21 protein-coding genes are annotated in these 14,472 nt (G+C 67.4%); 17 read left to right on the top strand and 4 right to left on the bottom strand.

Going from position 1 to position 14,472, the window contains the following annotated elements; genetic code table 11:
- From ACE3TU_RS10630 to ACE3TU_RS10610, 5 genes are all read left to right on the top strand, one after another.
- The coding region (locus ACE3TU_RS10630) for a DUF815 domain-containing protein (protein WP_374623822.1) at nucleotides 1-374 on the top strand (374 nt) is incomplete at its 5' end.
- Nucleotides 375-397: 23 nt separating this feature from the next.
- Nucleotides 398-1,381: a hypothetical protein gene (locus tag ACE3TU_RS10625; protein WP_374623819.1), complete on the top strand. Its 984-nt coding sequence runs from the start codon at nucleotides 398-400 to the stop codon at nucleotides 1,379-1,381.
- 98 nt (nucleotides 1,382-1,479) lie between these two features.
- Nucleotides 1,480-1,779: a hypothetical protein gene (locus tag ACE3TU_RS10620; protein ID WP_374623817.1), complete on the top strand. Its 300-nt coding sequence runs from the start codon at nucleotides 1,480-1,482 to the stop codon at nucleotides 1,777-1,779.
- Nucleotides 1,780-1,798: 19 nt separating this feature from the next.
- Nucleotides 1,799-2,191 (top strand): GFA family protein, encoded by a 393-nt coding sequence (locus ACE3TU_RS10615; protein ID WP_374623814.1) that lies wholly within the window; start codon nucleotides 1,799-1,801, stop codon nucleotides 2,189-2,191.
- Between the two features lie 74 nt (nucleotides 2,192-2,265).
- Nucleotides 2,266-2,652 (top strand): hypothetical protein, encoded by a 387-nt coding sequence (locus ACE3TU_RS10610; protein ID WP_374623811.1) that lies wholly within the window; start codon nucleotides 2,266-2,268, stop codon nucleotides 2,650-2,652.
- A gap of 67 nt (nucleotides 2,653-2,719) precedes the next feature.
- Here ACE3TU_RS10610 and clpX read toward each other — a convergent pair whose 3' ends face one another.
- Nucleotides 2,720-3,997 carry an ATP-dependent Clp protease ATP-binding subunit ClpX gene (gene clpX / locus ACE3TU_RS10605; RefSeq protein ID WP_374623808.1) on the bottom strand — a complete coding sequence of 426 codons (1,278 nt, stop codon included), beginning with the start codon at nucleotides 3,995-3,997 and terminating at the stop codon, nucleotides 2,720-2,722.
- 175 nt (nucleotides 3,998-4,172) lie between these two features.
- A complete protein-coding gene (locus tag ACE3TU_RS10600) occupies nucleotides 4,173-4,796 on the bottom strand; it encodes an ATP-dependent Clp protease proteolytic subunit (RefSeq protein ID WP_374623805.1) in 624 nt (207 codons plus the stop codon).
- 466 nt (nucleotides 4,797-5,262) lie between these two features.
- On the opposite strand from ACE3TU_RS10600, the gene ACE3TU_RS10595 reads away from it, so the two are divergent.
- Entirely contained in the window at nucleotides 5,263-5,499 is a 237-nt protein-coding gene (locus ACE3TU_RS10595; RefSeq protein WP_374623802.1) for a CopG family ribbon-helix-helix protein, read from the top strand.
- Nucleotides 5,499-5,792 (top strand): type II toxin-antitoxin system RelE/ParE family toxin, encoded by a 294-nt coding sequence (locus ACE3TU_RS10590; protein ID WP_374623799.1) that lies wholly within the window; start codon nucleotides 5,499-5,501, stop codon nucleotides 5,790-5,792. The genes ACE3TU_RS10595 and ACE3TU_RS10590 overlap by 1 nt, the downstream gene beginning before the upstream one ends.
- 24 nt (nucleotides 5,793-5,816) lie before the next feature.
- Here the strand turns inward: ACE3TU_RS10590 and ACE3TU_RS10585 are convergent, their stop codons facing one another.
- Entirely contained in the window at nucleotides 5,817-6,050 is a 234-nt protein-coding gene (locus ACE3TU_RS10585; protein WP_374623796.1) for a hypothetical protein, read from the bottom strand.
- Nucleotides 6,051-6,193: 143 nt separating this feature from the next.
- Between ACE3TU_RS10585 and ACE3TU_RS10580 the strand changes: the two genes are divergently transcribed.
- Both ACE3TU_RS10580 and ACE3TU_RS10575 read left to right on the top strand, forming a co-directional pair.
- Complete coding sequence (locus tag ACE3TU_RS10580) at nucleotides 6,194-7,435, top strand: cytochrome P450 (RefSeq protein WP_374623793.1); 1,242 nt, start codon at nucleotides 6,194-6,196, stop codon at nucleotides 7,433-7,435.
- Nucleotides 7,429-7,902: a hypothetical protein gene (locus ACE3TU_RS10575; protein WP_374623790.1), complete on the top strand. Its 474-nt coding sequence runs from the start codon at nucleotides 7,429-7,431 to the stop codon at nucleotides 7,900-7,902. Before ACE3TU_RS10580 ends, ACE3TU_RS10575 begins: the two co-directional genes overlap by 7 nt.
- A gap of 20 nt (nucleotides 7,903-7,922) precedes the next feature.
- On the opposite strand, the gene ACE3TU_RS10570 is transcribed toward ACE3TU_RS10575, so the two are convergent.
- On the bottom strand, nucleotides 7,923-9,407 hold the full coding sequence (locus ACE3TU_RS10570) for an NAD(P)H-hydrate dehydratase (RefSeq protein WP_374623787.1): 1,485 nt from the start codon (nucleotides 9,405-9,407) through the stop codon (nucleotides 7,923-7,925).
- Nucleotides 9,408-9,568: 161 nt separating this feature from the next.
- On the opposite strand from ACE3TU_RS10570, the gene msrA reads away from it, so the two are divergent.
- The 8 genes from msrA to ACE3TU_RS10530 form a co-directional block, all read left to right on the top strand.
- Nucleotides 9,569-10,081: a peptide-methionine (S)-S-oxide reductase MsrA gene (gene msrA / locus ACE3TU_RS10565; protein ID WP_374623784.1), complete on the top strand. Its 513-nt coding sequence runs from the start codon at nucleotides 9,569-9,571 to the stop codon at nucleotides 10,079-10,081.
- Between the two features lie 110 nt (nucleotides 10,082-10,191).
- A complete protein-coding gene (locus ACE3TU_RS10560) occupies nucleotides 10,192-10,425 on the top strand; it encodes a BolA/IbaG family iron-sulfur metabolism protein (RefSeq protein ID WP_374623781.1) in 234 nt (77 codons plus the stop codon).
- A 5-nt stretch (nucleotides 10,426-10,430) separates the two neighbouring features.
- Nucleotides 10,431-11,009, top strand: a complete 579-nt coding sequence (locus ACE3TU_RS10555; RefSeq protein WP_374623778.1) for a hypothetical protein — start codon at nucleotides 10,431-10,433, stop codon at nucleotides 11,007-11,009.
- Nucleotides 11,006-11,632, top strand: coding sequence for an HAD family hydrolase (locus tag ACE3TU_RS10550; protein ID WP_374623775.1), 627 nt, complete (start codon nucleotides 11,006-11,008; stop codon nucleotides 11,630-11,632). The genes ACE3TU_RS10555 and ACE3TU_RS10550 overlap by 4 nt, the downstream gene beginning before the upstream one ends.
- The gene (locus ACE3TU_RS10545) at nucleotides 11,629-12,093 is read left to right on the top strand and encodes a GNAT family N-acetyltransferase (protein ID WP_374623772.1); all 465 of its coding nucleotides are present in this window, start codon (nucleotides 11,629-11,631) and stop codon (nucleotides 12,091-12,093) included. The genes ACE3TU_RS10550 and ACE3TU_RS10545 overlap by 4 nt, the downstream gene beginning before the upstream one ends.
- Before the next feature lie 88 nt (nucleotides 12,094-12,181).
- The gene (gene grxD / locus ACE3TU_RS10540) at nucleotides 12,182-12,517 is read left to right on the top strand and encodes a Grx4 family monothiol glutaredoxin (protein ID WP_374623769.1); all 336 of its coding nucleotides are present in this window, start codon (nucleotides 12,182-12,184) and stop codon (nucleotides 12,515-12,517) included.
- Between the two features lie 192 nt (nucleotides 12,518-12,709).
- Nucleotides 12,710-13,936 carry an MFS transporter gene (locus ACE3TU_RS10535; RefSeq protein ID WP_374623766.1) on the top strand — a complete coding sequence of 409 codons (1,227 nt, stop codon included), beginning with the start codon at nucleotides 12,710-12,712 and terminating at the stop codon, nucleotides 13,934-13,936.
- A gap of 99 nt (nucleotides 13,937-14,035) precedes the next feature.
- The coding region (locus tag ACE3TU_RS10530; protein ID WP_374623763.1) for an MFS transporter at nucleotides 14,036-14,472 on the top strand (437 nt) is incomplete at its 3' end.

Raw genomic sequence — 14,472 nt, 5'->3', positions numbered from 1 at the left:
AGACCATCCTCGATGGCGGCCTCGAGGGCCGCCCCGAGAACGTGCTGTTCTACGCCACCTCGAACCGGCGTCACCTGATGCCGCGCGACATGGTGGAGAACGAGCGATCGACCGCCATCACCCCCGGCGAGGCCGTCGACGAGAAGGTCTCGCTCAGCGACCGGTTCGGGCTCTGGCTCGGCTTCCACAATTGCGACCAGCCGACCTTTCTCGCCATGATCCGCGGCTACTGCGACCAGTACGGCATCGATATCGACGACGAGACGCTGCGCGCCCGCGCCGTCGAGTGGTCGATGACCCGCGGTGCCCGCTCGGGACGCGTGGCGATCCAGTTCGTCAGGGCGCTGGCGGGCGAGCAGGGCAAGGCCATCTAGCCGCATTCGTTGGGGAGAAGAGCATGTCGAGAAGTCACTGGCTGCGCTGGGCGCATGGCGAGGCACGCGTCGTCGAAACCGCCGCGACGGTCACCGACTGCGTGTTCCGCATGCCCGGCGGCCCGTTCCGCCCGTTTGCGCGCGCGCCCTGGATCGACGCGGACCTCGACCGGTCGATCACCGGCCACCTTCGGGTGCTGTCCGGCGATTTCGTCGGCCTGCCGTTCGGCACCGGCCGGGTGCTACCGGCCGAGGCGCCAGGGGAGTGGCGGGCGCTCGGCCCCACCACCCCGGCGGCCACCATCCACGGTCCGGCCGCCGACGCGGACTGGACCATCGTCAAAGCGGACGACGCCAGCGTCACCCTGCGCCTCGACTATGCTGCCGACAGTCCCGTCGCCCACCTCGAGCGGACGATTGCCGCGCGCGCCGATGCGCCCGCCCTCGACTTCACGCTGCGGGTCTTCGCCCGCCGCCCCGCCGAAGTATCGCTCGGGCTGCATCCCAATTTCCGCTTCCCCGACCAGCCCGGCCGGCTGAAGATCGATGTGGACTTCGCTTTCGGGCTCACCCACCCCGGGCAGACGCCTGCCGGTTCGCCGCAGGGGTTCACCCGGCTGGACGCCGTCCCCAACGGCAGGGACACCGTGGATATGAGCCGCCTGCCGCTGACCCCGCCCACCGACAGGAACATCCAGCTCTGCGGCGTCACCGGGCCGGTCCGGGCCACCTGGCTCGATGAAGCCGTGGCGGTGGAACTGGATTGGGATCGGGCCCTGCTCCCCTCGCTGATGTTCTGGCACACCGATCGCGGCATCGGCGGGGAGCCGTGGAACCACCAGTTCCGCGGTCTCGGCCTCGAGCCGCTGGCTTCGGCCTTCGACCTCCACACCGATCTCTCGGCCGGTCCGAACCCGATCAATCGGCGCGGGGTTCGCACCTCGCTGGCCATCGCCCCCGCCGGACCGGTGACGGTCAGGCATGCGATCCGCGCCCTGCCGGCCTAGTGCCCTCGACCCCGTCCGTCGATTCGGCCGTACCTCCGGCCCTTTCGCCAGTTCCAGCAACCGGCTACACCACCGCCACCGCTCCATGGGACCACCAGATGCGCCTTCTGCTCAGCCTCGCCGCATGCCTTGTCGCCGCTCCGGCCTTCGCCGCGCTGTCGCCCTTCTACGATTCCGCCGAACGGATCGACATCATCATGAGCAGCCCGGAGGTCGCCGATGCATTGGGCCAGGCGCCGGTGCGCTCGATCGAGAACACCGGGACGCGCGACGACGGCGCCAGCGAGTGGACGGTTCGCACCCAGCAGTGCGATCTCGTCGTCTATCTCGTCGCCATCCCGCCGGATGGCCCGGGCATGACGACCTATCGGCTCGACCTGCCCAAGGGCTGCGACTGATCCGACGACGGAGGCGGGGATGGAGGAGCGGACCGGGGGATGTCTGTGCGGCGAGGTCCGCTTCGTGGCGCGCGGCACCCCGTACCGTGTCGGCATCTGCCACTGCCTCGATTGCCGCAAGCACCACGGCGCCCTGTTCCATGCCTCTGCGATCTTCCCAGAGAGCGCGGTCACCGTCACCGGCGAGACCCGCGCCTTTGCCGGGCGGCACTTCTGTCCGCGTTGCGGCTCGCCGGTGTTCTCCCGCTCGGGCGACGAGATCGAGGTTCACCTCGGCGCACTCGACGCGCCCGGCCAGTTCGTGCCCACCTACGAACTGTGGACGATACGCCGCGAGCCCTGGCTGCCGCCCCTGCCGGTCCGGCACAGCTATCCTCGCGACCGCGAGGGCACCGGCCGGACCGAGGACTGACGAGCGCAGATGGGATTGCTCCTTAACCCGGATGCTGTATTGGGATCGGCACCCCTCGTTCCGGAATGCCCCACGTGCGCACGATCGCGATTGCCCTTCTCCTCGCCATGGCCCTGGCGGGCGCGGCCCCCGCCGCGCCGCTCATGGGCAACCGGACGCAGCTGAGCTTCAGCGCCGCCAACGGCACCCGGATAGAGTACCTGGCGGCGGACGGGCGCGCCTGGCGGTGGCACTCGGGACAGGCACGCGTGGTGAGTGGCGGCTGGCGCTTCGAGGAGGCCGACATCTGCTTTCGCTACGGCGAGGCCGCCGCCTGGCGCTGCGTGCCCTATGAGCTCTACCGGCTGACGGTGGTGGAAAGCCGCTCCGGCGACGTGTTCCGCCTGCGCGAGCGCCAGCACGTGCCCTTCACGCTGCCGCGCCAGCGCCTCTCGATCGCCGACCTGCTGACGCGCACCTGAAGGCCGGACAGCACAACGCCGGGGACGAGGCCCCGGCGTCTTGTGTCACGCGCCGCTGCTGCTCGCGTCAGGCGCTCGAGGAAAGCTCTTCCTTCTTGCGCTCGGCATAGATGTACAGCGGCCGCGCATCCTTGCCGTTCACCACTTCCTCGCTGATCACCACTTCTTCCACACCCTCGAGCGAGGGCAGGTCGTACATGGTGTCGAGCAGGATGCCTTCCATGATCGAGCGCAGGCCGCGCGCACCGGTCTTGCGTTCGATGGCGTGCTTGGCGATGGCCTTGAGCGCGTCCTCGTGGAAGGTCAGTTCGACTTCTTCCATCGAGAACAGCCGCTGGTACTGGCGCACCAGCGCGTTCTTGGGCTCGGTGAGGATCTGGATCAGCGCCGGCTCGTCGAGGTCCTCGAGCGTCGCCAGCACCGGCAGGCGTCCGATGAACTCCGGGATCAGCCCGAACTTGACGAGGTCTTCCGGCTGCACGTCCTTGAGCAGGTCGCCGACACGCCGGTCCTTGGGGTCCTTGACCACCGCGGCGAAGCCGATGCCCGAGCCCTCCGAGCGAGCCGAGATCAGCTTCTCGAGACCGGCGAAGGCGCCGCCGCAGATGAACAGGATATTGGTCGTGTCGACCTGCAGGAATTCCTGCTGCGGATGCTTGCGCCCGCCCTGCGGCGGCACGGAGGCGACGGTGCCTTCCATGATCTTGAGCAGCGCCTGCTGCACGCCCTCGCCCGAGACGTCGCGGGTGATCGAGGGGTTGTCGGACTTGCGGGAGATCTTGTCGACCTCGTCGATGTAGACGATGCCGCGCTGCGCCTTCTCGACATTGTAGTCGGCGGCCTGCAGCAGCTTGAGGATGATGTTCTCGACGTCCTCGCCGACATAGCCGGCTTCGGTCAGGGTCGTCGCATCCGCCATGGTGAACGGCACGTCGAGGATACGAGCCAGGGTCTGCGCGAGCAGCGTCTTGCCGGTACCGGTCGGCCCGATCAACAGGATGTTGGACTTCGACAGCTCGATGTCCTGGTTCTTGGTGGCGTGGTGCAGCCGCTTGTAGTGGTTGTGCACCGCCACGCTCAGCACCCGCTTGGCGCGGAACTGGCCGATGACGTAGTCGTCCAGCACCTTGCAGATCTCGGCGGGAGTCGGCACCCCGTCCGAGGACTTCACCATCGAGGTCTTGTTCTCCTCGCGGATGATGTCCATGCACAGCTCGACGCATTCATCGCAGATGAACACCGTGGGACCGGCGATGAGCTTCCTGACCTCGTGCTGCGATTTTCCGCAGAACGAGCAGTAGAGCGTGTTCTTGGAGGATTCGCCGCTGGTCGTGTCCTTGGACATCCTGTCACTCCCGGGAGTTCGGGCTCCCTTTTCCCACGCTTTGCGATCACGCTAGCGCGGTAGACCTAAACAAAATGTAAGCCCGACCGACCTTAACGGCCAGCCGGGACCCACACAATCACACAAGTGTCACACACAAGGGTCCGTAGCGGATTCACCTTAATGGGTAAAACGCTCACGATGCATCGGGTACCGCCCGCTTCTCGAACACTTGATCGATGAGGCCGAACTCCTTGGCCTCCTCCGGCGACAGGAAGCGATCGCGCTCCAGCGCGTTCTCGATCTCGTCGTAGGTGCGGCCGGTATGCTTCTCGTAGATCTGGTTGAGGCGCCGCTTCAGCCCCTCCACCTCGCGGGCATGGATCAGGATGTCGGTTACCTGGCCCTGGAAGCCGCCCGAGGGCTGGTGCACCATGACGCGCGAATTGGGCAGCGAACCGCGCATCCCCTTCTCGCCGGCGGCGAGCAGCAGCGAGCCCATCGAGGCCGCCTGCCCCATCACCAGCGTCGCCACCGGCGGGCGGATGAACTGCATCGTGTCGTAGATCGAGAGCCCCGCCGTCACCACGCCACCGGGCGAGTTGATGTAGAGGTTGATCTCCTTCTTGGGGTTCTCGCTCTCGAGGAACAGCAGCTGCGCCACGATCAGCGAGGCCATCGTGTCCTCGACGACGCCCGTCACGAACACCACGCGCTCGCGCAGCAGACGGGAGAAGATGTCGAACGAGCGTTCGCCGCGATTGGTCTGCTCGACCACCATCGGCACGAGGTTCATATAGGTTTCGACCGGATCTCTCATTTGTGGAGATTGCCCCTTTGAAGGAATTCGAATCAGCCCGTGTTGTCCGGCCGATTGCAGGTGACGCTCGCTTAACGCGCGGTAAAGCGACACATAGGCGGCAGTGTGGCGGCCGGCAATACGCTCAGATTGGCGCAATGCCACCGATCGCGGGAAGCTGCCCGTATGGTTAGGGGCGATTTCGAAGGAAGCTTGATCGAGGCGATCAAGAGCCGAAGCCGAAGACGCTGCCGAAAGCCGCCCGGGAGAGCCTGAAGTCTGAAGGGGATGCCCCGACCTGCCGAATCGACGAAGAGCAGTTGGTGCTGACTGCTGAGGACGTGTCCGGCGACGTGTTGGCGCTGCTGGACGAGTGGCACTGCGCGGCGGACCGCGTGGCCCACCGCGCCCCCCTGGAGACCTGGAACCATCCGCGAGTGTGCTGGAGCCTGTTCCAAGCTGCGAGCAGGAATGGCATAGTGCGCGCATGACGATTACCCTCGAAATCTCGGACGCCCTGAAGGCCCGCGTCGATGCGATTGCAGCGCGGTCGAGCCTGTCGCCGTCCGAGGTCATCGCAGATGCGCTTGAGAACGGCCATTCGCTGGAATGGCAGGAGCGTTTTCTGGAGAAGGTGGCGGAAGGCGCCGCAGCCGCCGAACGAGGGGAATTCGCCTCGCAGGACGACTTGGCCCGCGTCGTGAACAAGTATCGCCCGACCTGATGCGGGTGGTCTGGACCAGACCGGCGCTTTCCCACCTCGAAGGGATTGAGGACTACATCGCACAGGACAGTCCTGCCGCTGCCTATCGGGTGGCGCTGGCCCTGACTTCGCGCACAGACGAAGCGTTGTCGGTCAATCCAATGGTGGGACGGCGCGGCCGCGCCAAGGATACCCGCGAATTTGTCTTCGCTGATCTGCCCTACATCGTCGTGTACCGCGTGACCAACCAGGTCGAGATCCTGGCCGTGATGCACACGGCGCGCGAATGGCCCGAGAATTTCAGCAGCAGCTGATCAACGGCCGCCGTCCGGTGACACTTAGCCCGCCGAGAACGTCACCGCCACGCCGCGCTTCTTGAAGTACGCCTGCATGGTCTTGCGGCCCTGGCGGTTGTTCTGCGCCAGCCGCGCCGGATCGAAGACCGCTTCCTTGACGCCGTCCCGCGCCAGCGCCGCCTTCAGCGCCGCGATATGCACGTCGATATCGGCATTGTTGGCCTTCAGCGAGGCATAGATGTTGTCGATCGCTTGGCTCAGCGTCAGGTCGCTCACGGCGGGTGCTCCGTCTGTCGTCTGCGCTATGGACTAGCCGAGTTTGCCGCCATCGCAAGCGCTTTCTTGGGCCGGACGGCTTCACCTCGCCACCCCTGGCCCTGTAGCATGCCTGCGACAGCTGCCCGCCAAAGGTCCGCGACGTGCCCAGCCCCGCCCCCTACTCCCTCGCCGGTTCCCGTGCGTCTGCGCAACCTCGCGAGGCCGCCTTCTACCGCGATCCGTACCGCTTCTACGACGCGGTGCACGCCGAAGCGCCCACCTTCTTCTGGGAGAACTATGATCACTGGTGCTTCGCCGGCTTCGACGAGGTGAACGGCCTGCTGCGCGACAAGCGATTCGGCCGGCAGATCCTGCACCTGATGAGCCGTGAAGCGCTCGGCATGCCGCCGCCCAAGCCGCACACCGCGGCCTTCGACCTCACCGAGAAGCACTCGCTCCTGACCCTCGAGCCGCCGGCGCACACGCGGCTGCGCAAACTCGTCAACCGCGCCTTCGTGTCGCGCAATGTCGAGCAGTTGCGCCCCCGGATCGCCCGTCTCGCCAATGAGCTGATCGACGGGTTCGAGGCCGATGGCGGCACCGAGCTGCTGCGCGCCTTCGCAACGCCCGTGCCGGCCATCGTCATCGCCGAAATGCTGGGGCTGCCGGCCGAAATGGCCATGCAGCTCGTCAGCTGGTCCAACCGCATGGTCGCCATGTACATGTTCGGCGTCACCTACGAGACCGAGCTCGACGCCAACCAGGCCTCGATCGAATTCATGGACTACGTCCGCCGCACCATGGACGAGCGCCGGCGTCAGCCGCGCGAGGACCTTCTCACCCACATGCTGACCTCCGAGGTCGACGGCGAGAAGCTGAGCGAGGAGGAGGTGATCTCGACGACCATCCTGCTGCTCAATGCCGGCCACGAGGCGACCGTCCACACCACCGGCAACGGCATCAAGGCCATCCTCGAAAGCGGTCTCGATCCGCGTGCGCTGTTCGCGGACGATGCCCAGACCGAGGCCACCGTCGAGGAGTGCCTGCGCTTTGATGCACCGCTCCACATGTTCACCCGCTATGCGCTGCAGGATGTGACGCTGGCCGGCGGGCGCAGTTTCCGGCAGGGCGAGACCGTCGGGCTGATGCTCGCCGCCGCCAACCGCGACCCGCGCAAATTCGCGGCCGCCAACCGCTTCGATCCGTTCCGCGCCGACGGCCAGAACCTCAGCTTCGGCGCCGGCATCCACTTCTGCATCGGCGCGCCGCTCGCCCGTCTCGAGATGCAGGTGGCGATGAAGACGCTGTTCGAGCGGCTGCCGCGACTGAGGCTCGCCGGCGAGCCCCAGTACAGGAACATCTACCACTTCCACGGCCTCGAAAGACTGGACGTCTCATGGTGATCCGCCCTGCCCTGCTCGCCTGCCTCGGGCTGGCTCTCGCCGCCCCGACGATCGGCGCCGAAGCCGGCCCGCTCTCCTTCTCCAGCGAGCCGGGTCCGGCTCTCAACATCGCGCGGACCCTGATGGGCGAGGAACGGGGCGAGCCGCTCCACGACGACGAGATCGTTTCGGTGGCCCTCGTGGACCTCGACGAAGACGGCACCAGCGAAATCTTCGCCTTCGCCGACGCCAGCTACTTCTGCGGCTCCGCCGGCTGCATCCCGCGGCTCTACCGGCTCGACCGCGGCACGGCCAGGTGGCACGAGCTCCCGATCGAGGCCGATGCCTTCATCAATGCCGCTCCGGAGAACTGGGCAATCGCTCCGGCCCATGCCGGCCCCTGGTCGGTGCTCCAGTTGAGGACCGATGTGCTGAACCTCTACTTCGCCTTCAATGGCGAGGCGTTCGTCCAGGTGCAGCGGCAGTAGCGCCCGCCCGCCCGGCTTGCCTAGGGGCCGGACAGCTCCGCCAGCACGTCCGGTATCAGCCCCAGCAGATCCTCCGCGATCAGACCCGCCCTGCCGAACAGGTTGGCCGCCTCGCCGTGGATCCACACTCCGGCGCATGCCGCGTCGAGGCCGTCCATGCCCTGCGCCATGAGCCCGGCCACAATCCCCGCCAGCACGTCGCCGGACCCGGCGGTGCCCAGTGTCGCCGGGGCATTTGCGTTGATCGCCGCCCGTCCGTCGGGCGCCGCCACCACCGTATCGGCCCCCTTCAGCACCACCACGGCGCCGGAGCGCAGCGCCGCCGCACGGGCCCTTTCGACCTTCGAGCCGTCCACCCGGCCGAACAGCCGCTCGAATTCGCCCTCGTGCGGCGTCATCACCACCGGCCGCTCGGGCTTCGTCTTGATCGCCGAGAACAGCGCCTCCGGGCTGTCCCTGAAGCTGGTCAGCGCATCGGCGTCGAGCACCGTCGCCGGCCCGCCGTCGAGGATCGCAAGGACGTTGGCCCTGGTCGCCTCGCCCACCCCGGCCGCCGGCCCGATGACGAACGACTTCACCTTGTGGTCCTGCAACAGCAGCGCGAGGCTCGCCGCACCGTCCACCGGCTTCAGCATGATCGCCGTGACATGATTGGCCTGGACGAGCAGCGACGAATGGGGCCCGGACAGCGTCACCAGCCCGGCGCCGCTCCTCAGCGCCGCCGTCGCCGCCAGCCGGCTGGCCCCGGTCTGCAGCGGGGGGCCCGAATACACCACGCAGTGTCCGCGGGTGAACTTGTGCCCCTCCGGGTCCGGCCGCGGCAGGCGCCATCGGCCCGGACCGTTGACCCACAGATGTGAACGGATGTCCGCCAGCACGCCGTCCGGGATGCCGATCTGCCTCAGCACCACCTCGCCGCACCGCGCCCGGCCCGGCAGCAGCAGGTGCCCCGGCTTCAGGCGGAAGAACGTGACCGACACGTCCGCGGTCACGGCCGTGCCGCGCACCAGCCCGGTCGCGCCGTCGATGCCGCTCGGCACGTCGACGGCAACGACCGGAACGCCCGCCCCGTTGATCGCCTCGATGATCCCGGCCAGTGCGCCGTCGATGTCGCGGTCGAGCCCGGCGCCCAGCAGCGCATCGACGATCACTGCTGCCCCGGCGATCTCCTCCGGCCGTGCCTCCCCGATCGGTGCATCCCAGAGGTCGGCGAAGAAGCCGGCATCTCCGGCCAGCCGCTCCCGCGTCCCGAACAGGGCGACGCGCACCCGCCGGCCGGCCTCGCGCATCTTCTTTGCCGCCACGAACCCGTCACCGCCATTGTTGCCGGGCCCGCAGAGCACCAGCACGTCGCCGTCCGGGAATCGCTCGGCCACCACCTCGGCGACGGCGGCGCCGGCGTGCTCCATCAGCTTGAACGACTGAATGCCCATCGCCACCGCCAGTCGGTCGGCGCGGCCCATTTCTGCCGGCGTCAGCAGGACGTCCGCACTGCGCTGGTCCATGGCGATCTCCTTGAAGCGCAACCTAGACCAATCGGGCGGCGTCGCGAAGTGTGAACAGCCCCTGGAACAGTGACCGGCCGGTGATGCCGATTGCGTGAACGGGTGTAACGTCGGAGCACGCGGATGCGTATATGGAACGGACCCAACAAGGAGACCCCAACATGACAAGTGCGACCGAGCGTGCAGTCCTTGCCGGCGGCTGCTTCTGGGGCATGCAGGACCTGCTGCGCCACAAGGACGGGGTGATTTCCACCCGTGTCGGCTACTCCGGTGGCGATGTCCCCAACGCAACCTATCGCAATCACGGCACCCACGCCGAGGCGGTCGAGGTGATCTTCGACCCCGCCCGCATCGGCTACCGCGACATTCTCGAGTTCTTCTTCCAGATCCACGATCCGACGACGAAGAACCGCCAGGGCAACGACATCGGCATGAGCTACCGCTCGGCCATCTACTTCACCTCCGACGAGCAGAAGCGCATCGCCGAGGAGACCATCAGGGATGTCGAGGCGTCTGGCCTGTGGCCCGGCCGGGTGGTCACTGAACTGAAGCCGGTCGGTCCGTTCTGGGAGGCCGAGCCCGAGCACCAGGACTATCTGGTGCGCTACCCCAACGGCTATACCTGCCACTTCCCGCGACCCGACTGGAAGCTGCCGAAGCGCCGGGCCGCGTAGGCTTCTGCGTCACCCGATAGGACGGGCGTCGGGCAACCGGCGCCCTTCTTGCCTTCGGGGCGCTCCCGCCGCATACCTCTGCGACGACCATCGAATCCGGGAGACCTGCCATGGCCATGGCCGCGCATGACATCGAGAAACGCATCGTCGCCGCGATCCCCGACGCCAGGGTCGAGATTCGCGATCTCGCCGGAGATGGCGACCACTACGCCGCCACGGTGATCTCCGAACAGTTCCGTGGCAAGACACGGGTGCAGCAGCACCAGATGGTCAACGCCGCCTTTGGCGCCGACATGGGCACGTTGCTGCACTCGCTGGCGCTACAGACCAAAGCGCCGGATTGAGGCTGTTGCGGGGGCTCGCCTTTCTGCTGCTGGTCCTCGCCATTGCCGGCACGGCACTGGGCGGCGCGGGCATCGCCTTCTCGTTCTTCGAGGATCAGGCATTTCTCGTCCCCAGCCTGGCGCTGCTCGTCGTGCCCTGGGCCATCTGGCTGCCGGTACAGCGCCGGTCCACCGCCGAAGGCAAGGCCGCCTTCGAACGAGCGCTGCGCACGCTCGAGCCTGAGACCGCCAACTGGTACGATGGCTCGGGACTGGCGCTCGACCGTGCCCACGGCAAGCTGCTGGTCGGTAGCCGCGGCGCGGTGGCGGTTCATGCGCTCGGCGAGCTCACCGAAGTCGAGTTCGTCCCCGAGAGCGCCGGGTCCGTATCGGCGGCCGGCATGAGCAACGCGGGCGTCGTCGGGGTCATCCTCGCCCTGTTCGCCATCGGCTCGGCAACGGCCGGCCATCTCGGCGGCGGCCTGTTCCTCACCCTGGCCGGGCGGAAATGGCAGGTTGCCGGCATCGGCAAGAACGAAGCCGAGCTATGGATCGAGGCACTGAAGCCGGTCGCGCCGCAGGCCGTGTTCAAGGAGCAGGGATGACCCGCGCGGTTCTCTTCGATGTCGATGGCGTGCTCATCCACGGATACCACGCCAAACCGGAAAAGCAGGTGAAGTGGGACGCCACCATGCTCGCCGACATGGGCGTCGATCCGGAGCGATTCCGGCACGAGTTCATCTACGACATCTTCATCAAGAAGGTGATCGTCGGGCAGATGTCGCTGCTCGAGGCGCTCGACCGCACCCTGCCCCGGCTCGGCTATCGCGGCCCGTCCATGGCCTTCGTCGGCTATTGGCTGAGCCGTGACAGCAACGTCAACGCGCCGCTGCTCGCGGTGGTCCACCGGCTGAAAGCCACCGGAGTCCGCCTCTACATCGCCACCAACCAGGAGCATATGCGGGCACAATGGCTCTGGCAGCAGCTCAGGTTCGGCGAGGTCTTCGAGGATATCTTCCACTCCGCCCGCGTGGGCGCCATCAAGCCGAACAAGCCGTATTTCGATTGGGTCGACAACCGCCTCGGCCCGCAGGTCGAGCCGCCACTCTTCTTCGATGACAGCGACGAGGTGGTGAAGGGCGCGCGCGCCCATGGCTGGGAGGCGGTTCAATTCGACGATCTCGAGGACGTGACCGGCCACCCGTGGGTGGCGGAGCGGCTGAGGTGAACTGGCAGGTCCGCGCGCTCGAGTCCGGCGACGGCGAAGCCCTGGCGCTCCTGCACCGTCGGGCCATCCTCGCCACCTCGACCAGCTTCTATTCGACCGAGCAGCTCGCCAGCTGGGCCGCGGGCCTCCGGCCCGAGGGCTACATCGCCGAGCCGGGCGGGTGGTTCGACGTCGTCACCGCCGAGGGCCGCGTGGTCGCCTTCTGCGACCAGGTGGCCGAGGAAGTCTGCGGCCTCTATGTCGATCCGAACTGGCACGGCCACGGCATCGGCTCCGCACTCATGCGGCTTGCCGAGGACCGCATGCGGGCGGCCGGGGTGCCGGTTGCCAGGGTGCACGCCGCGCTCTCGTCGCAGAGCTTCTACGAGCGCTGCGGCTTCCGTGTCACCGAGTTCACCGCGCACCCGACCCGGGGCGGCCTGGTTCTCCCCAGCGTGCGGCTCCACAAACCCATCGGCTGATGCCGATGATGGCCTCGACAGCGGTGCGGCGCGGGACTATCTACACCGCATGGCCGGCTTGCGGTCCGGCAGCAGGAAAGGCACTCCCATGGGCGACATCAACGCGCTGATCGACGAGCAGGTGAAGGGCAACGACGTGTTCCTCTACATGAAGGGCACGCCGGACTTCCCCATGTGCGGCTTCTCGGGTCGCGTGGTTCAGATCCTCAACTACCTCGGCGTCGATTACTCGAGCGCAAACGTGCTCGAGAACCAGGACCTGCGCGAGGGCATCAAGGCCTACGCGAACTGGCCGACCATCCCGCAGCTCTACATCAAGGGCGAGTTCGTCGGCGGCGCCGACATCGTCACCGAGATGTTCCAGGCCGGGGAACTGCAGAGCCACCTGTCCGACAAGGGCATCGCGCTCAAGCAGAGCGCCTGAAGGCCGCAGGCCCGACACGTGCGGACGGGGCGCCCCCGCGGCGCCCTCTCTGCTTTCGCGGCGTGACCGACCCGCATTCATCGATCCCCGATCAGTCCGGGTGATGGCTGGCATCACGGATATGCGTTTTGCTCCCGTCCCGGGGCAGTGTAGGTACACGGGCACTGCCCGTTGCGCCCACGCGAGTCCGTAATGTCGTCCGTCGCCGCTTCCCGTTCCATCGCCGCGCCGCTCCTGGTGCTGATCGTCGCCGGCTGCGTCGTCGCCGCCGTGACCAACGGCATCCGCACCAGCCTCGGGCTGTTCACCCTGCCGATGACGGGCGACCTCGGGATCGGCCGCGAGGCCTGGGGCATGGCGATGGCCATCCAGAACCTCGCCTGGGGTATCGCACAGCCCTTCGCCGGAGGCTTCGCCGATCGCTACGGCACCGCCAGGGTGATCGTCGCCGGCCTGCTGATCTACGGGCTGGGCATTTTCCTCATGTCCTTCCCGGAGGCCGGGCCGCTGCTCAACCTCACGGCCGGGGTGATCGTCGGGGTGGGCATCGCCACCTCCTCGTTCTCGATCGTCATGGCCGCCTTCGGACGCAACGTCCCGCAGGAGAAGCGCAGTCTGATCTTCGGCATCGCGACGGCCGCCTCCTCGTTCGGCCAGTTTGCCTTTGCGCCGATCGGCCAGGGGTTCATCGGCGCCTTCGGCTGGCAGACCACGCTGGTCTACTTCGCTGCGATCCTGGCCCTGGTCATCCCCCTGACCTACGCCCTTCGCGGCAAGGCCACGAGCCTGGCTGGCCACGCCGATCTGAAGTTCATGCAGGCGCTGAGCCGGGCCTGGGGCTATGGCTCGTACAGGCTGCTGGTGATCGGTTTCTTCGTGTGCGGTTTCCACATCGCCTTCATCAACGTGCACATGCCCGCTTACCTCGTGCAGTGCGGCCTGCCGCCGGAGGCGGGCAGCTGGTCGATCGCCATCATCGGGCTGTTCAACATCGCCGGCTCGCTGCTCTCGGGTTACCTCGGCGGCCGGCTGCCCAAGCAGATGCTGCTCGCCACCATCTACTTCAGCCGGGCCGTCGCCATCGGGCTGTTCGTCCTGTTCCCGGTGACCGAGGTCAGCGCCTACATGTTCGCCGCGGTGATCGGCCTGCTCTGGCTCTCCACCGTGCCACTCACCGCCGGGCTCGTCAGCCTGTTCTTCGGGGCGCGCTACATGGGCATGCTCTATGGCGTGGCGTTTCTCAGCCACCAGATCGGTTCCTTCCTCGGCGTCTGGCTGGGCGGCTTCGCCTACGATCACACCGGCTCGTACAGCATCGTGTGGTACCTCGGCATCCTGCTGGGCCTGGGCTCGGCGGCGCTTCACCTGCCGATCCGCGAGAGGTCCGACCAGTCGTTCTCCGCTCGGGCCACGGCGTAACGTTAGCATCGCAACTATTTCCACCCGACGGGTTGCCAAAGCCGCGCGTCCGGCGCATGGTCCGGCCTCCTCGCCGCCTCCCGGCCGTCAGAGTCCAGCATGAACACATCATCCGGTCCCGCGCGGGAGCTGTCCCGCGTCGAGTTCATCATCCTCATCGCGGGACTGATGGCGCTCAACGCGCTCGCCATCGACGTGATGCTCCCGGCGCTGCCCTACATGGGTGAGGCGCTCGGCGTCAGCCACGAGAACGAGCGGCAGTTCGTGGTGGGCGTCTACATGCTCGGCTTCGGCATCGCGCAACTGGCCTTCGGGCCGCTCACCGACCGCTTCGGACGGCGCGCGCCGCTGCTCGCCGGCCTCGCCATCTATGTCGTCTGCGCCTTCGCCGCGACGTTCGCTCCCAATTTCGCCGTCCTTCTCGCGATGCGCTTCGTGCAGGGCATGGGCGCTGCCGGCACGCGCGTCATCGCCACCGCGGTGGTGCGCGACCGCTTCTCCGGTCGCGAGATGGCCGAGATCATGTCGCTGACCTT

The sequence above is a fragment of the Devosia sp. genome (genome assembly GCF_041917035.1).
In the GTDB taxonomy this organism is placed as follows: Bacteria; Pseudomonadota; Alphaproteobacteria; order Rhizobiales; family Devosiaceae; genus Devosia_A.
The sequence above is the reverse complement of the archived record's forward strand: the minus strand, read 5'-3'. Positions and strand labels throughout refer to the sequence as shown.